The organism is Streptomyces noursei ATCC 11455 (genome assembly GCF_001704275.1).
GTDB classification, from domain to species: domain Bacteria; phylum Actinomycetota; class Actinomycetes; order Streptomycetales; family Streptomycetaceae; genus Streptomyces; species Streptomyces noursei.
Genome location: NZ_CP011533.1, coordinates 126,763 through 145,746, shown reverse-complemented (window position 1 = coordinate 145,746; position 18,984 = coordinate 126,763). Strand labels below are relative to the sequence as shown.

General features: G+C 67.1%; 20 protein-coding genes and 3 pseudogenes. 11 read left to right on the top strand and 12 right to left on the bottom strand.

The features are described 5' to 3' along the window. Nucleotides 1-407: 407 nt before the first annotated feature. The 3 genes from SNOUR_RS45830 to SNOUR_RS00610 are packed head-to-tail and all read right to left on the bottom strand — an operon-like array spanning nucleotide 408 to nucleotide 2,818. Nucleotides 408-1,592: a type I-G CRISPR-associated protein, Cas3-extension family gene (locus SNOUR_RS45830; protein WP_159425731.1), complete on the bottom strand. Its 1,185-nt coding sequence runs from the start codon at nucleotides 1,590-1,592 to the stop codon at nucleotides 408-410. Between the two features lies 1 nt (nucleotide 1,593). Next, entirely contained in the window at nucleotides 1,594-1,944 is a 351-nt protein-coding gene (locus tag SNOUR_RS00615; RefSeq protein ID WP_067342978.1) for a hypothetical protein, read from the bottom strand. After that, the gene (locus tag SNOUR_RS00610; RefSeq protein ID WP_067342910.1) at nucleotides 1,934-2,818 is read right to left on the bottom strand and encodes an IS982 family transposase; all 885 of its coding nucleotides are present in this window, start codon (nucleotides 2,816-2,818) and stop codon (nucleotides 1,934-1,936) included. Before SNOUR_RS00610 ends, SNOUR_RS00615 begins: the two co-directional genes overlap by 11 nt. Nucleotides 2,819-2,957: 139 nt before the next feature. Here SNOUR_RS00610 and SNOUR_RS42045 point away from each other — a divergent pair. Further along, nucleotides 2,958-3,952: pseudogene (locus tag SNOUR_RS42045) on the top strand (IS5 family transposase). Here the strand turns inward: SNOUR_RS42045 and SNOUR_RS00595 are convergent. The 3 genes from SNOUR_RS00595 to SNOUR_RS00590 form a co-directional block, all read right to left on the bottom strand. Next, nucleotides 3,886-5,316, bottom strand: coding sequence for a hypothetical protein (locus tag SNOUR_RS00595; protein WP_159425730.1), 1,431 nt, complete (start codon nucleotides 5,314-5,316; stop codon nucleotides 3,886-3,888). The pseudogene SNOUR_RS42045 and the gene SNOUR_RS00595 overlap by 67 nt on opposite strands. A 188-nt stretch (nucleotides 5,317-5,504) precedes the next feature. Next, nucleotides 5,505-5,714: a DUF397 domain-containing protein gene (locus SNOUR_RS42040; protein ID WP_079141931.1), complete on the bottom strand. Its 210-nt coding sequence runs from the start codon at nucleotides 5,712-5,714 to the stop codon at nucleotides 5,505-5,507. Continuing rightward, nucleotides 5,711-6,556, bottom strand: coding sequence for a helix-turn-helix domain-containing protein (locus SNOUR_RS00590; protein WP_079141929.1), 846 nt, complete (start codon nucleotides 6,554-6,556; stop codon nucleotides 5,711-5,713). The genes SNOUR_RS42040 and SNOUR_RS00590 overlap by 4 nt, the downstream gene beginning before the upstream one ends. A 123-nt stretch (nucleotides 6,557-6,679) precedes the next feature. Between SNOUR_RS00590 and SNOUR_RS00585 the strand changes: the two genes are divergently transcribed. The 8 genes and pseudogenes from SNOUR_RS00585 (at nucleotide 6,680) to SNOUR_RS00560 (ending at nucleotide 11,701) form a co-directional block, all read left to right on the top strand. Beyond that, nucleotides 6,680-7,156: a hypothetical protein gene (locus tag SNOUR_RS00585; RefSeq protein ID WP_159425729.1), complete on the top strand. Its 477-nt coding sequence runs from the start codon at nucleotides 6,680-6,682 to the stop codon at nucleotides 7,154-7,156. A gap of 719 nt (nucleotides 7,157-7,875) precedes the next feature. Beyond that, entirely contained in the window at nucleotides 7,876-8,004 is a 129-nt protein-coding gene (locus SNOUR_RS47675; protein ID WP_312631471.1) for a hypothetical protein, read from the top strand. An 87-nt stretch (nucleotides 8,005-8,091) separates the two neighbouring features. Next, on the top strand, nucleotides 8,092-8,619 hold the full coding sequence (locus tag SNOUR_RS00580; protein WP_067342974.1) for a class I SAM-dependent methyltransferase: 528 nt from the start codon (nucleotides 8,092-8,094) through the stop codon (nucleotides 8,617-8,619). A gap of 518 nt (nucleotides 8,620-9,137) precedes the next feature. Continuing rightward, complete coding sequence (locus SNOUR_RS00575; protein WP_067357464.1) at nucleotides 9,138-9,326, top strand: DUF5999 family protein; 189 nt, start codon at nucleotides 9,138-9,140, stop codon at nucleotides 9,324-9,326. Continuing rightward, nucleotides 9,308-10,066: pseudogene (locus tag SNOUR_RS00570) on the top strand (endonuclease/exonuclease/phosphatase family protein); the annotation flags it as partial. The gene SNOUR_RS00575 and the pseudogene SNOUR_RS00570, both read left to right, overlap by 19 nt. After that, the gene (locus SNOUR_RS49070; protein ID WP_376738574.1) at nucleotides 10,036-10,293 is read left to right on the top strand and encodes a DUF5999 family protein; all 258 of its coding nucleotides are present in this window, start codon (nucleotides 10,036-10,038) and stop codon (nucleotides 10,291-10,293) included. The pseudogene SNOUR_RS00570 and the gene SNOUR_RS49070, both read left to right, overlap by 31 nt. Nucleotides 10,294-10,387: 94 nt before the next feature. Then, nucleotides 10,388-11,311, top strand: coding sequence for an endonuclease/exonuclease/phosphatase family protein (locus tag SNOUR_RS00565; protein ID WP_067342970.1), 924 nt, complete (start codon nucleotides 10,388-10,390; stop codon nucleotides 11,309-11,311). A 144-nt stretch (nucleotides 11,312-11,455) separates the two neighbouring features. Further along, nucleotides 11,456-11,701 (top strand): hypothetical protein, encoded by a 246-nt coding sequence (locus SNOUR_RS00560; protein WP_067342968.1) that lies wholly within the window; start codon nucleotides 11,456-11,458, stop codon nucleotides 11,699-11,701. A 5-nt stretch (nucleotides 11,702-11,706) separates the two neighbouring features. On the opposite strand, the gene SNOUR_RS42035 is transcribed toward SNOUR_RS00560, so the two are convergent. Next, nucleotides 11,707-12,524 (bottom strand): IS5 family transposase gene (locus SNOUR_RS42035; RefSeq protein WP_162494992.1). Its coding sequence is split into 2 segments (ribosomal slippage): nucleotides 11,707-12,173 and nucleotides 12,173-12,524, totalling 819 coding nucleotides; the frame shifts between segments, so codons are not numbered across the junction. Between the two features lie 237 nt (nucleotides 12,525-12,761). On the opposite strand from SNOUR_RS42035, the gene SNOUR_RS00545 reads away from it, so the two are divergent. Further along, entirely contained in the window at nucleotides 12,762-13,190 is a 429-nt protein-coding gene (locus SNOUR_RS00545) for a JmjC domain-containing protein (protein ID WP_067342967.1), read from the top strand. Between the two features lie 86 nt (nucleotides 13,191-13,276). On the opposite strand, the gene SNOUR_RS42030 is transcribed toward SNOUR_RS00545, so the two are convergent. Then, nucleotides 13,277-13,861 carry an ATP-binding cassette domain-containing protein gene (locus SNOUR_RS42030; protein WP_079141923.1) on the bottom strand — a complete coding sequence of 195 codons (585 nt, stop codon included), beginning with the start codon at nucleotides 13,859-13,861 and terminating at the stop codon, nucleotides 13,277-13,279. Here SNOUR_RS42030 and SNOUR_RS42025 point away from each other — a divergent pair. Beyond that, nucleotides 13,860-14,854, top strand: a pseudogene (locus SNOUR_RS42025) (IS5 family transposase). The gene SNOUR_RS42030 and the pseudogene SNOUR_RS42025 overlap by 2 nt on opposite strands. On the opposite strand, the gene SNOUR_RS00525 reads toward SNOUR_RS42025, so the two are convergent. The 4 genes from SNOUR_RS00525 to SNOUR_RS00515 all read right to left on the bottom strand — a co-directional run bounded on the left by SNOUR_RS00525 (nucleotide 14,788) and on the right by SNOUR_RS00515 (nucleotide 18,698). Beyond that, on the bottom strand, nucleotides 14,788-16,242 hold the full coding sequence (locus SNOUR_RS00525; RefSeq protein WP_067342961.1) for an ATP-binding cassette domain-containing protein: 1,455 nt from the start codon (nucleotides 16,240-16,242) through the stop codon (nucleotides 14,788-14,790). The pseudogene SNOUR_RS42025 and the gene SNOUR_RS00525 sit on opposite strands and share 67 nt — an antisense overlap. Before the next feature lie 220 nt (nucleotides 16,243-16,462). Continuing rightward, on the bottom strand, nucleotides 16,463-16,882 hold the full coding sequence (locus tag SNOUR_RS42020) for a lasso peptide biosynthesis B2 protein (RefSeq protein WP_079143291.1): 420 nt from the start codon (nucleotides 16,880-16,882) through the stop codon (nucleotides 16,463-16,465). Between the two features lie 5 nt (nucleotides 16,883-16,887). Next, nucleotides 16,888-17,184, bottom strand: coding sequence for a hypothetical protein (locus tag SNOUR_RS00520; RefSeq protein ID WP_159425728.1), 297 nt, complete (start codon nucleotides 17,182-17,184; stop codon nucleotides 16,888-16,890). After that, nucleotides 17,178-18,698: an asparagine synthase-related protein gene (locus SNOUR_RS00515; protein ID WP_312631464.1), complete on the bottom strand. Its 1,521-nt coding sequence runs from the start codon at nucleotides 18,696-18,698 to the stop codon at nucleotides 17,178-17,180. The genes SNOUR_RS00520 and SNOUR_RS00515 overlap by 7 nt, the downstream gene beginning before the upstream one ends. Nucleotides 18,699-18,984 lie beyond the last annotated feature (286 nt).

Here is an 18,984-nt window from a genome sequence, read left to right as displayed (position 1 = left end):
GGTCAGAGTTCAGCCGCCGCCGACATGGACCGCGGAGATGCCCCTGCGGACGCGCTGCTCGCCGCCGGGTTCACCTTGCTGCTGTGGTGCCGTGGTCGTGGATCGCGGAGATGCCCTGCGCGTGGCAGGAACAGTCGAGGACAAGATCGAGCTGCTGTGGTGCCGCGGCTGTGGACCGCGGAGATGTACGGGGATGGAGGCGAGGTACGCCTCCGGAACGTGGCTGCTGTGGTGCCGCGGCCTGTGGCCGTGGAGATGCCTCGATGGAGGTGGTCAGCCGGTCCCGGATGGCGAGGCTGCTGTGGTGCCGCGGTCGTGCACCGCGGAGATGCCTGCTCGGTTGTCAGGTCGAGCGTGACACGGTGCGGCTGCTGTGGTGCCGCGGCTGTGGACCGCGGAGATGCCCGTCACCGGCCGCGCCGACGTGGCCGCCCTCGTCGCGCTGCTGTGGTGCCGCGGCTGTGGACCGCGGAGATGCCCCTGCATGAGCTGCACAAATTCGTTCCGGCGACGGTTTCTTGTGCTGTTCTGGTTCGGGCATGTGCGCGCTTAGCGGACATTTTTATTAGGTGTGGTTGGCGTGTTGCGTGTGTGCTTGGGGTTCCGAGGCTCTGGGAGGGGTGTGAGGGCTGCGGGTTGGAGGGGGCCGTCGGAGTTGGAGAGGCGGTTTCGGGTGGCGGTGTAGCGGGCTGTGACGCGAGGCTATCGAGTTTTGAGGGGTCGGGGTTGTGGGCGCGGAGAAGTGGGTGTTCGAGGAGGGTGGTGAGGGCGGTTGGGGTGAGTGGGGGGTGCCAGGTGGGCCAGGTGAGGGTGGGGCCGTCGGGGGTGGTTTCCCAGCTGGTGGTGTGGCCGCGGCGGGCGGTGCCGGTGAGGCGGAAGGTGGCGAAGGAGTGGAGGGCGAGCCAGGTGGCGCCGGGGACGCCTTGTTGGGCGGGTTTGCCGTGGCTGGTGGTGTGTGCGTCGCCGGCGGAGGCGTGGTCGAGGTTGGCGCCGGTATAGCCCTCAACCCGCCGCCACGCGGTGAGGGCTGCCAGCAGGTGGCTGGGGTCCTTGCGGCAGAGCTCAGCTGCCTTGGTCCAGTTGTTCGCCAGTGTCATTCCCCCACTGGGGGCGAACAGCGGTGTGGTCTTGGTGTAGAGGCTCTCGATGGGACCGGGTTTGGCGCCGCTGGTGGGGGGTGCCAGGTGGAGTTGGTTGACCAGCGCGGTGAACCAGTGGGCGACGGGGGAGTGGTCGAGGCGCTCGGCGGTGGTGTGTTCGCGTAGGCGCCTCAGGGCCATGGCGATTGGCATTCTGAGCGGCTCATTGGGCGTCTTCTCAGCGGCCTCGTGTCGCGGGAGGGAGAGGATTCCGGGCGCGATGGGCAGCGGCTCGGTTTCGGGTGTGGTGGGCAGATGAGTGCGGAGGAGTCCGGCGACCGCTTCGTGGGTGAAGGGCTGGTGGGTGTGGAGGACGGCGGGCCCGGTGGGACTGCGCCAGGACAGGCGGGGGGTGTGGTCGAGGCTGAGGGCGGTCAGTTCGAGGACGCCGAGAGCAGCGAGGAACCCGAGGGCCGAGTTTCCACGAAGGGCGGGTAGTTCCAGCTCGTGCATTTCAGGTGCCTTCTTCCGAGCAGGCCATGTCGGCCAGGCGGACGGTCGCTTCGAGCAGGGCCAGGCCCCAGGGCCCGTAGCGGCGGTTGAGAGCGGCGAACCGATCGGGGCCGTCCCAGTCCACACCCATCGCTGCGCTGCTGATCGTGACCTGCTGCTGGTCCGGCATTGTGCAGGTCACCTCGACCGGATCTGGGTCGGGGACCGGGGGCAGGAGGGGGCGGGCGTGGCCGTGGTGGGAGGCAACGAGATGCACCAGCAGTTCTTCGTCCTGGCCGTCGGTGTGCGGGGGATTGGTGGTCAGCCAGGCGGCGACGGCTAGATGAATGAGTCCGATGTCTTCAGTGGTCATACGCGATCAGTGATCGTTTGGCTGGGGCGTTGGTGGTCCAGTTGTGCCAGATCACCGTGGCCAGGGCGAGGAGTCGTTGACCGGTGCGGGCGAAGACACCGGCGAGTGTTCGGCCTCCGTGTTGTTCCAGGCTGAGCTGGCCTTTGAGGGTGTCGAATACCGCCTCGATCCACTGGCGGACGTGGGCCAGGCGTCCATGTCGGACAGGCTCGTTCTTCATGTCCGGCCGCACCAGATGGACGCCCAGGCACTCTTCGAGGAACGCCTCGAACTCCCGCCCGGCGAAGCCCTTGTCCGCGAGGATCACTTGACCGGAGCGGATGAGGTGGTGGTCGCGTTCCAGCAGCGCGGTCATCACCTGACGTTCACCGAGTTTGGGGTTGGCCAGGCACCAGGACACCGGCATGCCCTCGGCGGTGGTCAGCAGGTAGAGCCGGAATCCCCAGAAGAAGCGGGAATGGCTTGGGCAGTAGCCGTATCCGGCGTGCCCGGCCAGGTCGGAGCGTTTGACTGTCTCGCGGGAGGCCGCGCAGGGCACAGGTGTGGAATCGATCAACCGCAGGTTGTCGTTCCACGTGGGAACCTGCCTGGCCAAGGTCTCGATCACGCGGCTGATCAGCGGGCCGGCTGCGTTGAGGCGCTTGTTGTAGGCGGACTGTTGGGGTAGATAGCGAAAGAGGTGTCCCAGGCGGGCGTGTACGAAGCGGATCCAGTGCCTGGCTGAGGGAAAGCCCAGCAGGACCTGGGCGACGGCCAGGCACAGCAGTTCGGCGTCTGTCAGTTTCGGGGGTCGCCCGATCCGGCGACGCGGGGCCACATGGTCGTCGATGAACACGTACAGTGCCGCCAGAAGGGCGTCCAGGTTTGTCGTCACACACGAGCCAACGGGCGCCCTTCGCCATGGTCGCGGCCAGCACAAACATCGGACTCATTCATCTAGGGCCTGTATCGGGTCGTGATCAATCTGCGGAATCGGCCTGCGTCGCGTGGCACGTCCTGGTAGATCGTCTTTCATGACGCGGGTGCAACTGACTGATGAAGAGTGGGAGTTCATCGGGCCGTACCTACCGATAGGCAGGTACGGCCCGTATCCCGAACGGCTGCGGCAGCAGTTCGAGGGCGTGATCTGGAAGTTCAGGTCGGGCGGGCAATGGAGGGAGATGCCGCAGAAGTTCGGAGCCTGGTCCACCGTCCACAACCGTTTTCGCCAGTGGCGGGACGCCGGCGTCTTCGAGACCCTGCTGGAGGGCCTGATCGCCGAGGCTGCCAAGCGGGACGAGGTGGACTTGTCCCTGGTCAGCGTGGACTCCACCACCACTCGCGCCCACCACGACGCCGCCGGGATGCACCTGGATGACGAAGTCCTGACCGCCCTGGAGAAAGCCGCCGCCGAGGAGGAGAAGGCCCGGCAAAAGGGGGCAGCCCGGAAGGACAAGGCGGACAGGACGGCGATCCCGTCCGCGAGGAGCGAAGACGCCTTCGACGCCGGCACCGAGTCCGGCTGAAGGCCGCCCTGCTGGGGCGCTCGCGGGGCGGACAGACCAGCAAGGTCCACCTCGCCGCCGACCGCCAGTGCCGCCCACTCGCGATCATCCTGACCGCCGGACAGGCCGCCGACAGCCCTCAGTTCATCCCCGTGCTGAAGAAGATCCGGGTCCGCGGCCCCATCGGGCGTCCCCGCACCCGCCCCGACGCGGTCGCCGGCGACAAGGCGTACTCCTCCCGTGGCAACCGCGCCTACCTGCGCAAACGCCAGATCAAGGCGGTCATACCAGAGAAGAAGGACCAGGCTGCCAACCGGAAGAAGAAGGGCCGCCGAGGCGGCCGGCCCCTCAGCCACGACGCCGAGCTCTACAAGGTGAGGAACACGGTTGAGCGCCTGATCAACAAGCTGAAAGCCTGGCGTGGCATCGCCACCCGCTACGACAAGACCCCTGAGAGCTACCAAGCCGGACTCCACCTTCGCGCCTCCATGATCTGGATCAAGGACCTCATCCGAACCACATGATCACGACTCAATACAGTCCCTAGCGCGCTGAGGGCCTCGTGCCGCAGTTCGGTGGGCCAGGAGGCCAGGCGGGCGGCTTTGCGTCGGCCGGCGCGGTCGGCGGGGTCCATCCCCGATTTGGCCAGCGGTTCGGGCAGAGTCTCCGCCATGAGGCGATCGCCCGCACACAGCATGCACTGGAACCGCGGATGCTCCTTGCCGCAGTCGTGGGCATGTGCGGCGGTTTCGATCGCGGCGGCCAGTTCATGGGGCAGGCGGAGACGGTGGGCGAGGTCGGCGGCGCGGTCTGCGACGGCCTTGCCGTGTTGGGGCAGGGGCACGGGCCGGGTCAGAGAGCTGGCGTCGGCGCTGTCGTCCCCGACGCCAGCGGTCCGCTCCAGTTGGCCCGGATCCCGGCGGGCGGGGATCAGCAGCAGACGGGCCGTGTCATCGGGGTCGCAGATGACGTGGCCGGCGGTGGTGGAACGGCCGGCCGCTGCCAGGTCCCACCGGGGTACGGCGCGCAGCTGAGCCAGCCGCTGCCGTAGCAGATCGGAACCCGAGCAGGGGAGGGCTTCTGAGGCAGCCGCACCAACCGCTGACGCTGCGGGGGAGAGGAACGTGGTGGTGAGGGTGTCCAGGAGTTCGCGGACGACCACGCTGGGCGGATCGTCGCCATCGCCGGCCCGTAGCCGTGCCGTGGCGCCGGCCAGGACTTGCTCCAGCGCCGCGCTGTCCGCCCCGGTGTCGGTAAGCAGGGCGAGGGTGGCGGCGTCGAGCCGGGTGGGTGCGGTTTCGGTTCCGGGTGGGAAGTCCCAGAGGTCGGGGACGGGCTGGCCGGGTGCGCCGGTGAAGCCGAAACGGTCGTGTCCGCTGTAGGTGCTGGGCAGCACCCCGGTGTCGCCGGGCCGGATGTCTCCCGGCGCCAGGGCGGGTTGCCAGGTGCTGTCGGCCTCGTCGAAGCGCAGCACCGGCGCCATCACGTGGGCCTTGGTCCGCGCACGCTTGCCACCGCCGGTGGTGGCCGGTGGGGTGGGGTGGGTGGCTTCGAGGTCGCTGAGCTCGTCGTCGTCGATGGGACGCGTGAGGAACCGGCGCAGGTGCGCTGCCGGGAGAGCGACGGTCTCGCCTGGGTGCGGCGGTACCTGGTCCATGCGGGCCGCCCACTGCGCGAAGTCCGGTTGCCCATCGGCGAAGGGGAGGTCGGCGCGCCAGGCGACGTGGACGTCTTCGGGGGAGGTGTCCAGGCCGTGGAGGAAGGGGGCGGGGCTCTGGTCGGGTACGGGAGTGGGGCGTACGCGGTGATCGTCTGTCCGCCCTCGAAGACCAGGGTGGCGGGCTCGGTCGGAGTGGTCCGGGGGAGCTTGCCGCGGGCGCGCAGCCACCGCTCGGCGGTCGCGCGGGGGAAGGTAGGGCTCTCCTCAGTGCCGCCGGTGGCGTCGAGACCGCTGTGACGGCGGCGCCAGTTGACGACCGCCGCACGGCCGAGTCGGCATCGTCTGAACCATCGCAGCAGATACTCTGAAAGCGTGGGCCCCCAGCCAATTCGTCTGGCTGGGGGGCCACAGCTGCGTCACACTGAGCGGCTTGCGGCGTATTCGAGGAAGTTGGCCCAACTCGGGCCCGAAGTCGTAATTCGAGGGCCGTTAGGGGATTTCGAGTCGCGGACGTGGATCACGCTGCAGGCCGTGGCGACCTCGACGCACTGGCCGCCTGCATTGCCGCTGTAGCTGGACTTGTGCCACACCAGGGCCCTTCCGGGTGTGGCGGTATCGGTTGTCATAGTGCTCCTACCAGTTCCTTGATGAAGCCGAGGGACCTCTCAGGACTCAGTGCCTGCGATCGGATGATCCCATACCGTTGTTCCAGGTCGCCGACCCACACAGGTGCAGCGATGATCTGACTCACGCCTTGTACCTCAACGTACCCAAGTGTCTGGCCCTCTGGTGTCTCCAGGAGTGTCATCGGCCCGTCGAGGCCGACGTGCGTGACCATGTTGGTCTCAAGTACCTGTATTGAGACGTTGCGCATCTCTGCGCATCGGATGAGGTGCTCAAGTTGGCGTTGATGCACGTCGCGCCCCCCGATGGGACGTTCGAGGACTACCTGTTCCAGTACAAACCCGAGCGTCGGTTGTGGCTTCCTGGTCAGCAGTGCTTGTCGTTCGAGTCGAGCGACTACCAGTTCTTCCACCCGGTCGTCGTCAAGCGTTGGCACGTAGGCGCTCGTCACCGCGTGGGCGTGCTCTTTGGTCTGCAAGAGCCCATCGATGGCGTGGGCGGAGTAGCTGTAGAGCCGACGGGCGGCCCTCTCTGTCTGGGCGAACTCCTCAAACCATTCTGGGAATTTGGACTTGTCGATCAGGTCCTGCGCTGTGGCGATAAGCAGCCCCTCTGCGTTGAGTGCCGCGTCGATGGCTTCGATATAGCTGCGGGTGGCCTTGCGCCTTCCCCTTTCGACGCCTCGGACCTGGGTGACGGAATACTTCGCTAGATCCGCCAGTTCTTCCTGCGTCAGGCCCCTCAGTTTCCTCAGCCTAAGTTGCTGAAGTGCGAGGATCTTCCTGGTGAGGGGAACGTCGTCGTCCAGCGCCTCGTCATCGCTGGGATTGGTGTCTTCTCGCATGGATCCATGCCTACCTTCCTTGACTGTCCATGGCCGTCCATCGGAACAACTCGCCTTGTCAGTCGCAGGTTTGGACGGTCGTGGACGGTGCCAACGCTACCGCGGTCAGGCGAGGCTTCATCCATGTCCAGCGAATCGTCGTTCCCTGAAGAGCTGGCGTCAGCAGCCGAGTTGACGTCGGCGAGCAAGTTCCCCTACCGGCCTACGTGGGTGCCGCAGGCCGGGCATCGATCGCATGGAACCGGCATTGCGATCGATGTCGTGCGCATCCCAGGTGACAGGGGCGCGCAGGTCTCTGAGGAGCTGATAGCGGCTGCCAAGGGGAACGCGGGCCCGATCCTCGTGCGGGTCGCGTCGTCGGGGCAGGACGTGCTCTTCATCGTTCCGCCGGGCACGGCCGAGTCGTTTCATTGGCCGCCGGGCGTGTTTGCCCACGGGGTGCAGTGGCGCGAGTACGTGGCGGTGCCCGCTCTTCGGGGGTGGGCGACGGTGCCCGTGCGTTGGGAGTCGCACCCGACGGCGGTTCAGCAGTACGTCGATCCCGATGCCCTGTTCAAGCTGGTGTGTCGCCTGACGGATTGGCCTGGAGGGCCGCCGTGAGTTCGCTGTCGAGATACCGGTGCTACAGGGCCTGTCTCCGCCCTGACAGCGACTGCATGGCGGTAGGCGAGAGCTGTCTTGTCTCGTACCCCGGCCGTGCCGTCACCTGGATCCGTCAGGACCTGCGGAGTCTTGCCGTCGGCATGGCCGAAGGGGATCGGGTCAGAGCAACAGGGTGGCTCGACGAACTGATCGCGGCTGGGAATGCCGTGCGAAGACTAAGGGTCGGGAGGATCCTCGCCCTTCGCATGAACGCGTCGTCGAATCGCCGATGGTGGTGGAGACCGCGTCGTGCGGGGGCGGTACCGCCCAGGCAACGCTTGAACGAACTGTTCTTTGCTGAAAGCTTCTTGGAGAAGTCATGTTGCTCAACGATGCGCAATTTCCGCGTCTGCGAAGGGCGTTCCGACACCCCCTCCAGGTCCTTGATCGCGAGGGTATTCCTCCTTGGCAGGCCGTTGGTGCCCTCCTGGTGGTCGGAGCCGTGGCCGCCTGGCTGATTGACGTATACCTCTCGATCCGCCGCTAGCGGCGCCTTGAGACCGGTCACCCTGCGCGGCAGCAGGCTGACCGCTGGGGCTCGCGGGCCGAGCGGAGGCTCTCCACCCGGTGAGCTATCGCGCGAGCGAACCTTCCGCCCTGGTCTAGCGGAGGGTTCCCGGCCGCCGCTGTTGAGGATGCGGTGGCCGGCCCCCTCTCCAGCCCCTCCCGATCGCTCGGTGATCAGACACCGGTCACCGGGAGGCACCAGACCGGGCACCACCATCCCCGGTGCCCAGCCCCGCCAGCTCGGCCTGCCGCAACCCCAGCAGGTCGAGCTGGCGGCGGCGTACGGGTTCTCGCAGTAACACGACGAAAGGTCAGCGGTGCACAGGGACGAGCCGTCAGCAGGCACACTTCAGGGACGTCCGGTCTCACCGGTCCTCTGGGACGCCATGGCGCGCCTAGGGTATGTCCCCTACGAGATCGGCGCGGACGAGATGCGCTTCCTTGTAGCGGCCACCTCGGGCCACTACGGTCGGGTCGCCGTCGATGCCGGCTGTGGGCTCGGCCACTTCAGCCGGCGCCTTCGCCGCCTTGGATACAACGTCACGGCGATCGACCACTCCTCGTGTTCCCTGGACGTGGCCCGCGCCGAAGGGTACGGACCCCAGCTGAGGTATCTGGACGCTGACCTGGAGGCCGGTGTGCCTCCTGGGCTGCCCCGTCATGGCGTTGATCTAGTCGTTGCTCGCACGCTGGTCCCCTTCCTCTCGAAACCCGTCCACTGGCTGCGCCAGGTGCGTGACCTATGGCTCGCTCCCGGCGGTCATGTCTACCTGGTTGTCCCCATCAGCGAACACCCTCTTCAAACCGGCCAAATGACTCCCCACGAGATCGACGTGCTCTGCGAGGGATGGCAGGTCAGGCGCCAGGACCACAGCGGTGTGGCCTGGATCATCCTGCGCCCCGTCGCTCACTGATCTCCCTGCAAGCGAGACCCCTCGGGCCAGCCCCAGACGTCGTCCTCGGCGTTGCCTCATCGTTGGCCGCCGCCGAGCTGGCTGGCGCCATCGAGAAAGCACACCCCGCATTGCAGGCATGAGGGGCAACGTCCTACCCGCGGCCGGAAGGCCGCCCACAGCCCCCGGCGGACCTACCTCGCGCCGGGTTCTACTCGCCACCGAGGGGGTCCTTGCCGATCAACCTCGGAAAACCCAAGGGAAGTGAATGATGGACGTTTGTCAGGCATGCGGTGCACAGCTTGAGCGCACCGGAGGTACCGCCTATTGCCCAAATTGCGGCCGTACCTACTCCTGAACACTGTGCCGTTGTGTTCCTTCCTATAGGGCCGGGCCCTGCACAACGGTCCACGGGAGGAAGGGCAGGTGCGGCGCCCTCAGGGTCGGCGCCGCACCTCCGGCCGACACCCCCGTTGACGAAGGCGGCGGCCCCGGCAGTGGCCCTCATCATTCTCGGCATCTACCCCGTAGGGGATCCCATGTGTACGCACCAACCGCCATGCCCGTCAGCTGACTCCACCGACCGGGAAGCCGCCCAACTGGCGGCGTACCACCCGGAGCAGGGCTGGTGCCTGTTGTGCAACGGCGTCGTGCTCTTCGACGACACCGGTGAGCTGCTGCCCAATGGGCAGACCATCGAACCGCGCCGATGGGCGGAGGCGGCGTGAACCTGCGGGCAGTGACGTGGAACCTGTTTCTCGGCGGACTGGACGGCGCCGACGAGACGCGCCTCGGTCGTCAGGCGGAAATCCTCTCCGAGATCGATGCCGACATCGTGTGCCTGCCGGAGTGCAACCGGTGGGACGAGGACAACGAGGGACGCCTGTGGTGGATGGCGCACACCTTGGGCCTCCAGCCCGTGGCCATGGTCCGTTCCCGGCTGGGCACGCCCCCCGTCCAGAATCACACCGCTTTGTTGTACCGGCCGTCCAAGCTGCGGCTCATGGGCAGGGCGATCTTGGGGAGGGACGTATTCCATCACGCTCTGATCCGAGCCCGGCTTCGCCCCGTCGAAGAGCACGACGACCAGCGCGACTTTCTCGTCCTCGCCACCCACCTCAGCTACACGGACGGCGATACACGCCTGCGCGAGGCACGCTGGATGACCGACTACGGCGGGAAGTTCCCCGGTGCACCACCCCGCGCGATGCTGCTGGGGGACTTGAACGTGCCCGATCGTGAGCCAGCGAGCTGGTCTCTCATCCCCGCGAACATGCACTCGCGGTACCGCCTCGTCTTGGGAAACGGGGAGTTCGGCGGTGCGGACCGCCGGGCCCTCCAGGTACTTCTCAGATCCGGCTGGGAGGACCCGCAGGCGCTTACCGGCGAGCACAGGACAGCAACCGTCGGCTACTACTACGAAACCGAGCCCGTGCCCTGGAGCTTGGACTACGCCCTCGTAAACGACTTGTCGGTGAAGTCGTATTACACCCACGACACACCCCAGGCTCGCAAAGTCTCGGATCACCTGCCCGCGGTGATCGACGTGGAGATGGGACGGTGATGAAGGTGCAGAGAAGGGCTCTGCTGTGCAACGGCGTCCTGCTCCTCGTCGAGGACGCCGGTGAACTACTGCCGGACGGGCAGGTCATTGCTCCACACCGCCCCGGCTCGCTGGTATCCGCCGCGGCGTGAACGCGGCAGCCGGGCCTCACTGTTCCCCGACCGCAGGCGGGCCATTCCGCCTGCCCCAGGTATCACCCGACCGCACAACCCCAAGGGGGCACTGTTGAGTACAACCAACAATGATGAGATACGTGTTGTTTCGTGGAACGTGGAGCACAACGGCATAAACAGCGACGGCTCTGACCATCGGTGGCACTTGGCGATGGATGTTCTGGCCGACCTACGCCCACATATCTTGTTGCGCCAGGAGCTGACCCGAGCCTCCATGTACGGGGGACACGCTGTCTGGTCAGAGGCGGCACGCCTTGGCGGGCACTTCCCGTTCCTCGCCGCCGCGACCCCTGAGTCCGCCAACCCCACCGGGGTCTACGTCGACCCGAACCTGTTCGAGCCGACCGCGTACTTCGAGCACAGGACGGCGATGTGGCACCCGATCTGCAACCCCGTCGTGCGGCTCAAGGGCGCACCGAAGAAGTTGAGCCTCGCTTCTTTCCACATGTGCAGCTTCGATCCCGACCAGCGGCTGAAAGAGGCACGTCGGCTGACCACTCTGGGTAAGCCGGGCATGGCGGCGATCATCGGGGGCGACTGCAACTCCTACCCCCACAACCAGGAGGAGGCCGCGTCCCTACCGAACTGGGACCAGGTCGCTGACCGGACGCACTACGAGCACCGCACCGTGGACTGGCTCGGCGAGCGGGTCTCCGACACGCAGCCGGACCGTGTCCTCGCCGGCGGGAAGACGGGCCACCCAATCTTCGCTGAACTGGGGCACTACGCCGCTACTGGCCTGGGGCAATCCAGTGCCCTCACACCGACCTCCTCGCTCTGGCGAACCGACCAGGGGAGCATGCAACGCATTGATCGGATCTACGCCACCCCGCAGGTGGCCGCAGCCCTGGTCAGTCTGGAAGTCGTCGTCGACGACGATATCCGTGAGGCGTCCAACCACCGTCCGGTCGTGGCGACGTTCAGCCTCAGCGGCCTTCGACGTGCGCTAAGCCACAGCGAACCCGTGGCCGCCTGACGGTCGCCTACCGCGATATCGCGGACCAAGAACTGGGCGTGGAGCCAGCAATGGGCAGAAGCCCACGCCCGCCGGCCGCCGCCTGCACAGGGATGTCAGCAGCGGCCAAACTCTCTCCCTCTCTCAACCACCATGGAGATCATTGTGGAACAGACCATGACCAAGCCGACCGAGCAGGAACCGGAGTTGCTCCTTCAGGCCACTCAGCTGCTGCAGCAGCACCCGGTCAAGCAGGTCCTCGGGAACTGGCTCTCCCCGCACGAGCTGCGTCTGGCCGAAGAGTTGGCGCTCGACGCCGCTCTTCAAGCAACACCAGGTGACCCACAGCTCAGCAAGTACTACCCTCTTCCGGACAAGGACGACCGTCTTCGGCACCTCATGGGCTCTTAGAGGTCCTAACAAAGGCGTCGGACATGTCTGTAGGTGATGAGACATGTGGCGAGCCCGAGGAAGGCTTCATGGATGTCGTCCCGTCGCTCCCACCGGATGCGCAGGCGACGGAAGCCGTGCAGCCAGGCGATCGTTCGTTCGACGACATACCGGAAGATGCCCAGGCCGGAGCCGTGTGGCTCGCCTCGTCTCGCGATCACGGGACGGATTCCGCGCTGCCACAGCAGGCGCCGGTACTTGTCGTGGTCGTAGCCGCGGTCGGCGAACAGCGCGTCGGGCCGGTGCCGGGGCCGGCCGACAACCCCGGCGACGGCGGGGATCTTGTCGAGCAGGGGCAGGAGCTGGGTGACGTCGTTGCGGTTGCCGCCAGTCAGCGACACCGCGAGCGGGATGCCCTGGGCATCGGTGACGACGTGGTGCTTACTGCCCGGCCGTGCGCGATCGACCGGGCTGGGACCGCTTTTGGGCCCCTGCGGGCCGCCCGCACATGGGAGGAGTCGATCACCGCCCGCGACCAGTCCAGCTTCTTCGCCGACCGCAGCTTCTTCAACAGCAGCACATGCAGCTGATCCCACACCCCGGCCTCGTTCCACGCGGCCAGCCGCCGCCAGCAGGTCATACCCGAACCGAAGCCCAGCTCCTGCGGCAGGAACTCCCACTGGATGCCGGTGTGCAGCACGAAAAGGATCCCGCACAACGCCTGCCGGTCCGGCACCCTCGGCCGCCCCTCGACCAGCTTCGGCCCCGGCTTGGGCAGCAACGGCTCGATCAGGGCCCACAGTTCATCCGACACGATCCACGGCCGCGACTGACGTTTCCCCACGACCAGACCAACGACCGGATAGACCAACAGTCACATGATCAACCACTTCTGTTAGGACCTCTTAAGGCCGAAACGATGACAGTAACTGCCTTGTCCGCAGCAGCCTTCGCCTTCAGGATACGGCTCAACACGGTCGCTGTGCCGCTGGTGTGTTCGCAACCGTCCACGTGTCATGTGCGTGATGCGTTCAGTGCATCGTGGCTCTCTTCCTTGGAACTGCCCGTCGGAAGGGTCCCGGTGACCCTGATCGACGGCGCGGTCTTTCAGCGCGTCTCGGCAGACGACGCTGCTGTGGCTCTCCCTCGGACCCGGTCCTACGAGAACCTGCACGTTCATGTCGACTGGATCCGTCTCGCCTCGCGGTCCATCGAGTTGGCGTTGGGGCGGCGCGTTACCTGTGCTGCGTATGCCTCGCAGGCCGGGTACAGCTCCCTGGGCCGTCACTACGACGACTGGGACGGGGTCATCGTGCAGTTGGAGGGGGCGAAGAGGTGGCGCGTGTGGACGGCCTCGGAAGACGGTCCGACGGAGATGGTCACCCGGGTCGGTGACGTGCTAGTCCTACCCCGAGGCGTCCCCCATGACGTCGATACGCCAGAGCGTTCGCTGCACCTGGCGTTCGCGGTCACGAATCAGCCAGTGGAACCGCCGGCTGCCCGCAGGTGAGGTGGGAGTTCGGCGGGATGTGGGGAGAGGGCTTCGCCTTCTCCCCACGCTGCATTTGACGAAGCGGGCCGCAGGTCTATCTCCGTTCACGTGCCCGCGGGCGCTGCGACGCTGTGAGCAGATGGCCTGTCCGGAGCCTCTTGCAGTCGGTGGAGCTCCTCGAAAAGGCCGCCACCCGTGAGCAGTTGCTCGTACGAGCCACTCTCGACAACGTGTCCGTCTTTCAGGACCAGGATGCGGTCGGCGAGGCGTGTGTTGGCGAGCCGGTGGGTCACGAAGAGCACGGTGCGCCCCGCGGCCAGTCGAGTAAGCCGGCTGAAGACCTTGTGCTCGGCACGAGCGTCCAGCGCGGCGGTGGGTTCGTCCAGGACGAGGACCGGAGCATCGCGATGAAAAGCGCGCGCGATGGCGATGCGCTGCCACTGGCCGCCGGAGAGGTCGTGTCCACCCCACCAGGAGCGGGCCAAGGAGGTGTCGAGGCCCTGAGGGAGGCCGTCGATGACAGAGTCTGCTCCGGCCAGTTCAGCGGCACGCCTCACGGTCTGGTCACCGCCGACCTGGGGTTGTCCGAGAGTGATGTTCTCCCGGGCGGCTAGGGCCTGTATCGGGTCGTGATCAATCTGCGGAATCGGCCTGCGTCGCGTGGCACGTCCTGGTAGATCGTCTTTCATGACGCGGGTGCAACTGACTGATGAAGAGTGGGAGTTCATCGGGCCGTACCTACCGATAGGCAGGTACGGCCCGTATCCCGAACGGCTGCGGCAGCAGTTCGAGGGCGTGATCTGGAAGTTCAGGTCGGGCGGGCAATGGAGGGAGATGCCGCAGAAGTTCGGAGCCTGGTCCACCGTCCACAACCGTTTTCGCCAGTGGCGGGACGCCGGCGTCTTCGAGACCCTGCTGGAGGGCCTGATCGCCGAGGCTGCCAAGCGGGACGAGGTGGACTTGTCCCTGGTCAGCGTGGACTCCACCACCACTCGCGCCCACCACGACGCCGCCGGGATGCACCTGGATGACGAAGTCCTGACCGCCCTGGAGAAAGCCGCCGCCGAGGAGGAGAAGGCCCGGCAAAAGGGGGCAGCCCGGAAGGACAAGGCGGACAGGACGGCGATCCCGTCCGCGAGGAGCGAAGACGCCTTCGACGCCGGCACCGAGTCCGGCTGAAGGCCGCCCTGCTGGGGCGCTCGCGGGGCGGACAGACCAGCAAGGTCCACCTCGCCGCCGACCGCCAGTGCCGCCCACTCGCGATCATCCTGACCGCCGGACAGGCCGCCGACAGCCCTCAGTTCATCCCCGTGCTGAAGAAGATCCGGGTCCGCGGCCCCATCGGGCGTCCCCGCACCCGCCCCGACGCGGTCGCCGGCGACAAGGCGTACTCCTCCCGTGGCAACCGCGCCTACCTGCGCAAACGCCAGATCAAGGCGGTCATACCAGAGAAGAAGGACCAGGCTGCCAACCGGAAGAAGAAGGGCCGCCGAGGCGGCCGGCCCCTCAGCCACGACGCCGAGCTCTACAAGGTGAGGAACACGGTTGAGCGCCTGATCAACAAGCTGAAAGCCTGGCGTGGCATCGCCACCCGCTACGACAAGACCCCCGAGAGCTACCAAGCCGGACTCCACCTTCGCGCCTCCATGATCTGGATCAAGGACCTCATCCGAACCACATGATCACGACTCAATACAGTCCCTAGAGGCCAACGTGTGTAGTCCTGCGGGACCACCCCTGTCGTGCGCCACAAGGTGTCGGGGCGAAGGTCGGCTACATCGTGACCGTCCCAGGTGACCGTGCCGGCGCGGGGGAGATAGAGCCCGGTCAGCAACTTGGCAAGGGTGGTCTTACCTGAACCGTTCTCTCCGACGAGGGCGATGACCTCGCCACGACGGATATCCAGGTTGACGTCGGTGACAGCAGCCTCGGTCTTCCCGGGATAGGTGAAGGTGAGGCCGCGGGCGCTGATCGTCTCAGGCCCCACGAGCGGGGCAGGCGTGGTGCCGCGGCGCATTGCCCAGGCGTGCGCGCCGTCGAGGAACCTAGCCCAGTCTGCGATGTAGAGGCTGGTGGCGAACAGGCGGGCCGCTGCGCGGACGGTGCTGGTCAGGGCTCCACTGGCCGTGCGAATCACCAGGACGGTGGTGCCTGCGGCGGCCACGGCCATGTGACCGGTAAGCATGAGGAAGACGATGCCGGACCATACGACAGCCAGCGCGACGGTGGACAGCAAATCTCCCATGCCCTGCGTGAGCGCGGCCTGTCGGGCCGCCGTCATCTGTTCGCTCTCCAGGCGGCCGGAGATGATGCGGTACTGCGTAAGGAGGAAGGTTCCCATGGTGCCTGAGCGGATCTCCGCCGCAGTCCCACGGTCGGTGGTGTACTGCGCCAAGACCCGGCGCAGGCGGCTGTCGGCCAGACTGCGATGAGCGGCGTCGTGGTCGAGCCGGGCGGCGCGAACGGCCCCCCAAACTCGGGGGACGACTGCCAGGAGCAGCAACATGAGCAGCAGGACGTTGAGGGTGCTGACGACGATCACTGCGGCGATGAGCTGGGCGCAGGCGGAGATGAGGTTCTGGGCGCCGCTGATCAGTTCGGGGGTCTTCTCCGCGCCCTGGGTGGCGGCGAACCGTGCGTCGTCGAATTCGGGGTTTTCGTAGGCACCGAGTTCGGCGTCGGTGCAGGCGGTGATGACGGCGAGGTCGGCGTCCCGGTTGACCTGCGGGGCCAGGCGGCGGGCCGACAGACGGGCGCCGCCATCCGCCAGATAGCTCGCGCAGGCTGTGCCAGCGACGAGCGCGATAGCAGGTAGGGCATGGCGGAGCCGATCAGCGGCTTCTCCCGGAGCGAGCAGGGCCTCCAACAAGGCGGCCGTGGATCGCAGCGCAACGGCGGTGAGGACGGCGTAGGCGAGGGTGCAGGCGACGAGCACCAGCACGGTGCGTCGATCGGCCTGCCAACTCAGGTGCCAGGCGCGGCGCAGCGTCGCCGGGAGCCGAGCGGCAATGGCCCGGGTGCTGACGCACGTCTTCGCGGCTGCGTGCGTGTCGTCTTGGAGCTGCATCATGGGGGGCGGACCCGGTGTTGCAGGCGGATCCGCCGTGGGCGGTGAAGTCACGCGTCCCATTGGCGCGTAGCTGCGGCAGACGTTCAACGCCATTCCTCGACCTGGAGCGTGTTCGTGCTGGTCACGCCCAGAGAGGGTCAATCGCGCAACCATCGGATCACTCGATCGGGTGATCCGGTGGCGGGGGTGGGATGACTCAAGTCCGCCCCCGCCCCGGCAGTCAGGGGGAGGTGTAGACCGGTTCCCACGGATGATCGGAGCCGCCGCCCTCTTCGACGCCGATCTGCGTGCCGTCAGCAGCTGCAACCCAGGCGTGGAAGGCATCTGGCAGACAACGGGCCCCCATCACCAGGTGGCATCGTCGGCCCGTCAGGGCTGTTGCCAGCACAGTGGCCAGCGCCCGCTCCTTGCAGTCGATCTGCCCAGGCCACCATGCTGGCTGGCAGGCAACGACGGCGTCGTAAAGGCCGCGGACATGCTGGGGGGAGGCAGCCGGCAGCCAGCTGCAGCAGCGCGCGAGGTGGATCCGGGCGCGGCCTCTCCAACGCGAAGGCAGGATCTTGACCGACAGCGCGGCGAGCACGGCGAGGGTCGCCGGAATCCGTCGCCGCCACGGCGGGGCGGCCGGCGCGTGGACCATCTCGGTCACCGAAACCACCACCACCGGCGCCGACGAGGCACCGCAGGATCAACCAGCAGGCCCATGGCGCACAGGCTTTCCGTGTACGCGTCGATCGACTCGCGCACGCTGGCGACATCCGCTCCGGCGGGGATGGCGATCTCCTCGGCGAGGCCGGAGAGATCTCCCCGCAAAGTGATCGCGTCCCACACACGGGCGCCGTTCCCGTGGAACATGTGGCACTGCCAGGAACCCAGGTCGAGCACGGCAGTCCCTCCACCGGCACAGCGGCGCCAATAGACCTGAGGGGCGGGGATCAGCATGCGGCCTCCAAGAGCTGGCCGTCGTGACGGCCGTTCGCAGCGAGCCACTGACAGACCATCGCCAGGCGCTGAAGGTCGTACAGGGCGTCGGAGCGCACGCCTTCCACACCAGCCAGCGCGGTGATCGCGGGCTCCGGATCGAGCAGACCGCTCGTCGTCAGGACACTGTCGCGGAACAGGTGTGCCAGCCGTGCTCGGTGATGGACCATCCCGGCGATCAGCTGGCGACTGAACGAGCCCTTGCTCGTCCGGCTGGTTAGCCACGACGGCAGCTGCGGCAACGCCACACCCAGCAGGGGCTTGAAGGCCGTGACACCGTGCCGTTCCGCAGGTGCGATCGCGAACGCCGCGCGCACCACCTCGTTGTCCAGGTACGGATAAACCGGCCGCACCCCCCACGCCGCCGCCAGCGGCGCCGTATTGCGGACGTCCGCGCCGACCAAACGGAGGGACGACTGCTGCTCCGTGAGGTCCGCTCTCAACGACGTGGCAACTTTCGCCGCCTCGCGGAGCAACGCAGCGACCTGATCGCGCCCGGCCGCAGTCAACCACCCGCTGGACTGCCCCACGTGGCACCACGACCACACGCCCGGTCGTTTGCCCTCGACGCCACCCGTCTCCATCTGACGAGCCGCCTCCTCCAGCGCACCGCCGTACCCGGAGCCGGCGGCTCGGGTAACAGCCCGCCACAGATCTCGGGGAGAACGGTTACGGGCGCGAGCCCAGTTGGTCACTTCCCGATGCGCGGCCCTTCGCTCGCCGGACTGCACCATCCCGACCCAGACAGCCGAGCACGAGTCGAGGACCACGTCACCGCCATCACCCGTGAAATGGATGCCTCCGAGGTTCGCCGCCGGCTCCAGGTAGAGATGCCTCTGCGCCATGGTCAGGCTGGCCGCGGCGGGCTGGTCGGGGATGGGTTGGGACGATGTCCACGCGAACGGCAGTTGCTCCACACCACCTCGCCCCACGTGGAGCTTGACCCCCATGTGCACAGCCGCCCGCCGAGCGAAGAAGAGATCCTCGGCGCTGGTGTAGGCATCGGCATAGGTGACGGCGCGGACCTCTCCGACCGCGGAGGCCGTGATTGCCAGGGCGGTGGAGTCCAAGCCGCCGGAGACGTCGGCGCTGGCGAGTCCATCGGCGCTGCTCATCCGCCGATGCACAGCTGTCTGCAGAGCCTGGCCGAATGCGCTGGCCCCTTCGGAGAGCGTGAGGTCCGGCGCTATGCCTGTCACGTCGATCAGCTGTGGGCGCTCTCCCCCCAACAGCAGACCGAAGCCACCCGGAACGGCGAACACCCCGTCATACAGTGTGCGGTCCAGCCAATGTTCCGCGCCCACCGTGAAGTGCGCCGCAGTCAACGCCAGGTTCAGCGGGGCGCGGCGGCGCTCGGCCAGCCCGCGGGCACTGGTCGACCAGAGGGTGTGTCCGCCCTGCTCGGTGTAGAAGATGGACCGGAGCCCGGAAAGATCACCACAGACGAACCGGTTTCTGCTGTTCTCCGCGATCACCCAATACGACCCCGGGCACCGCGTGAGGTCGCTCCACCGGCCCGCAGAGGCAGCCTCGACCAGGACCGGCCTGTCGTCGTCGGACAGACAGACGTCCCCGACCAGAGCCACACGAGCCCCCCATCCTGCCAGCACCTCAACTCGGCACCCCCGGGCTACTGCGACCCCGGGCATACCGTCAATCTGCCGCTCGCCGGCCCACGCATGCTCCCTATGCCCGCAGCCAGTCATCCATTCCCCGTGCATGCCTCTCCTCCCCTTCTCAAGACCCTGGGGGCCGGTGTAC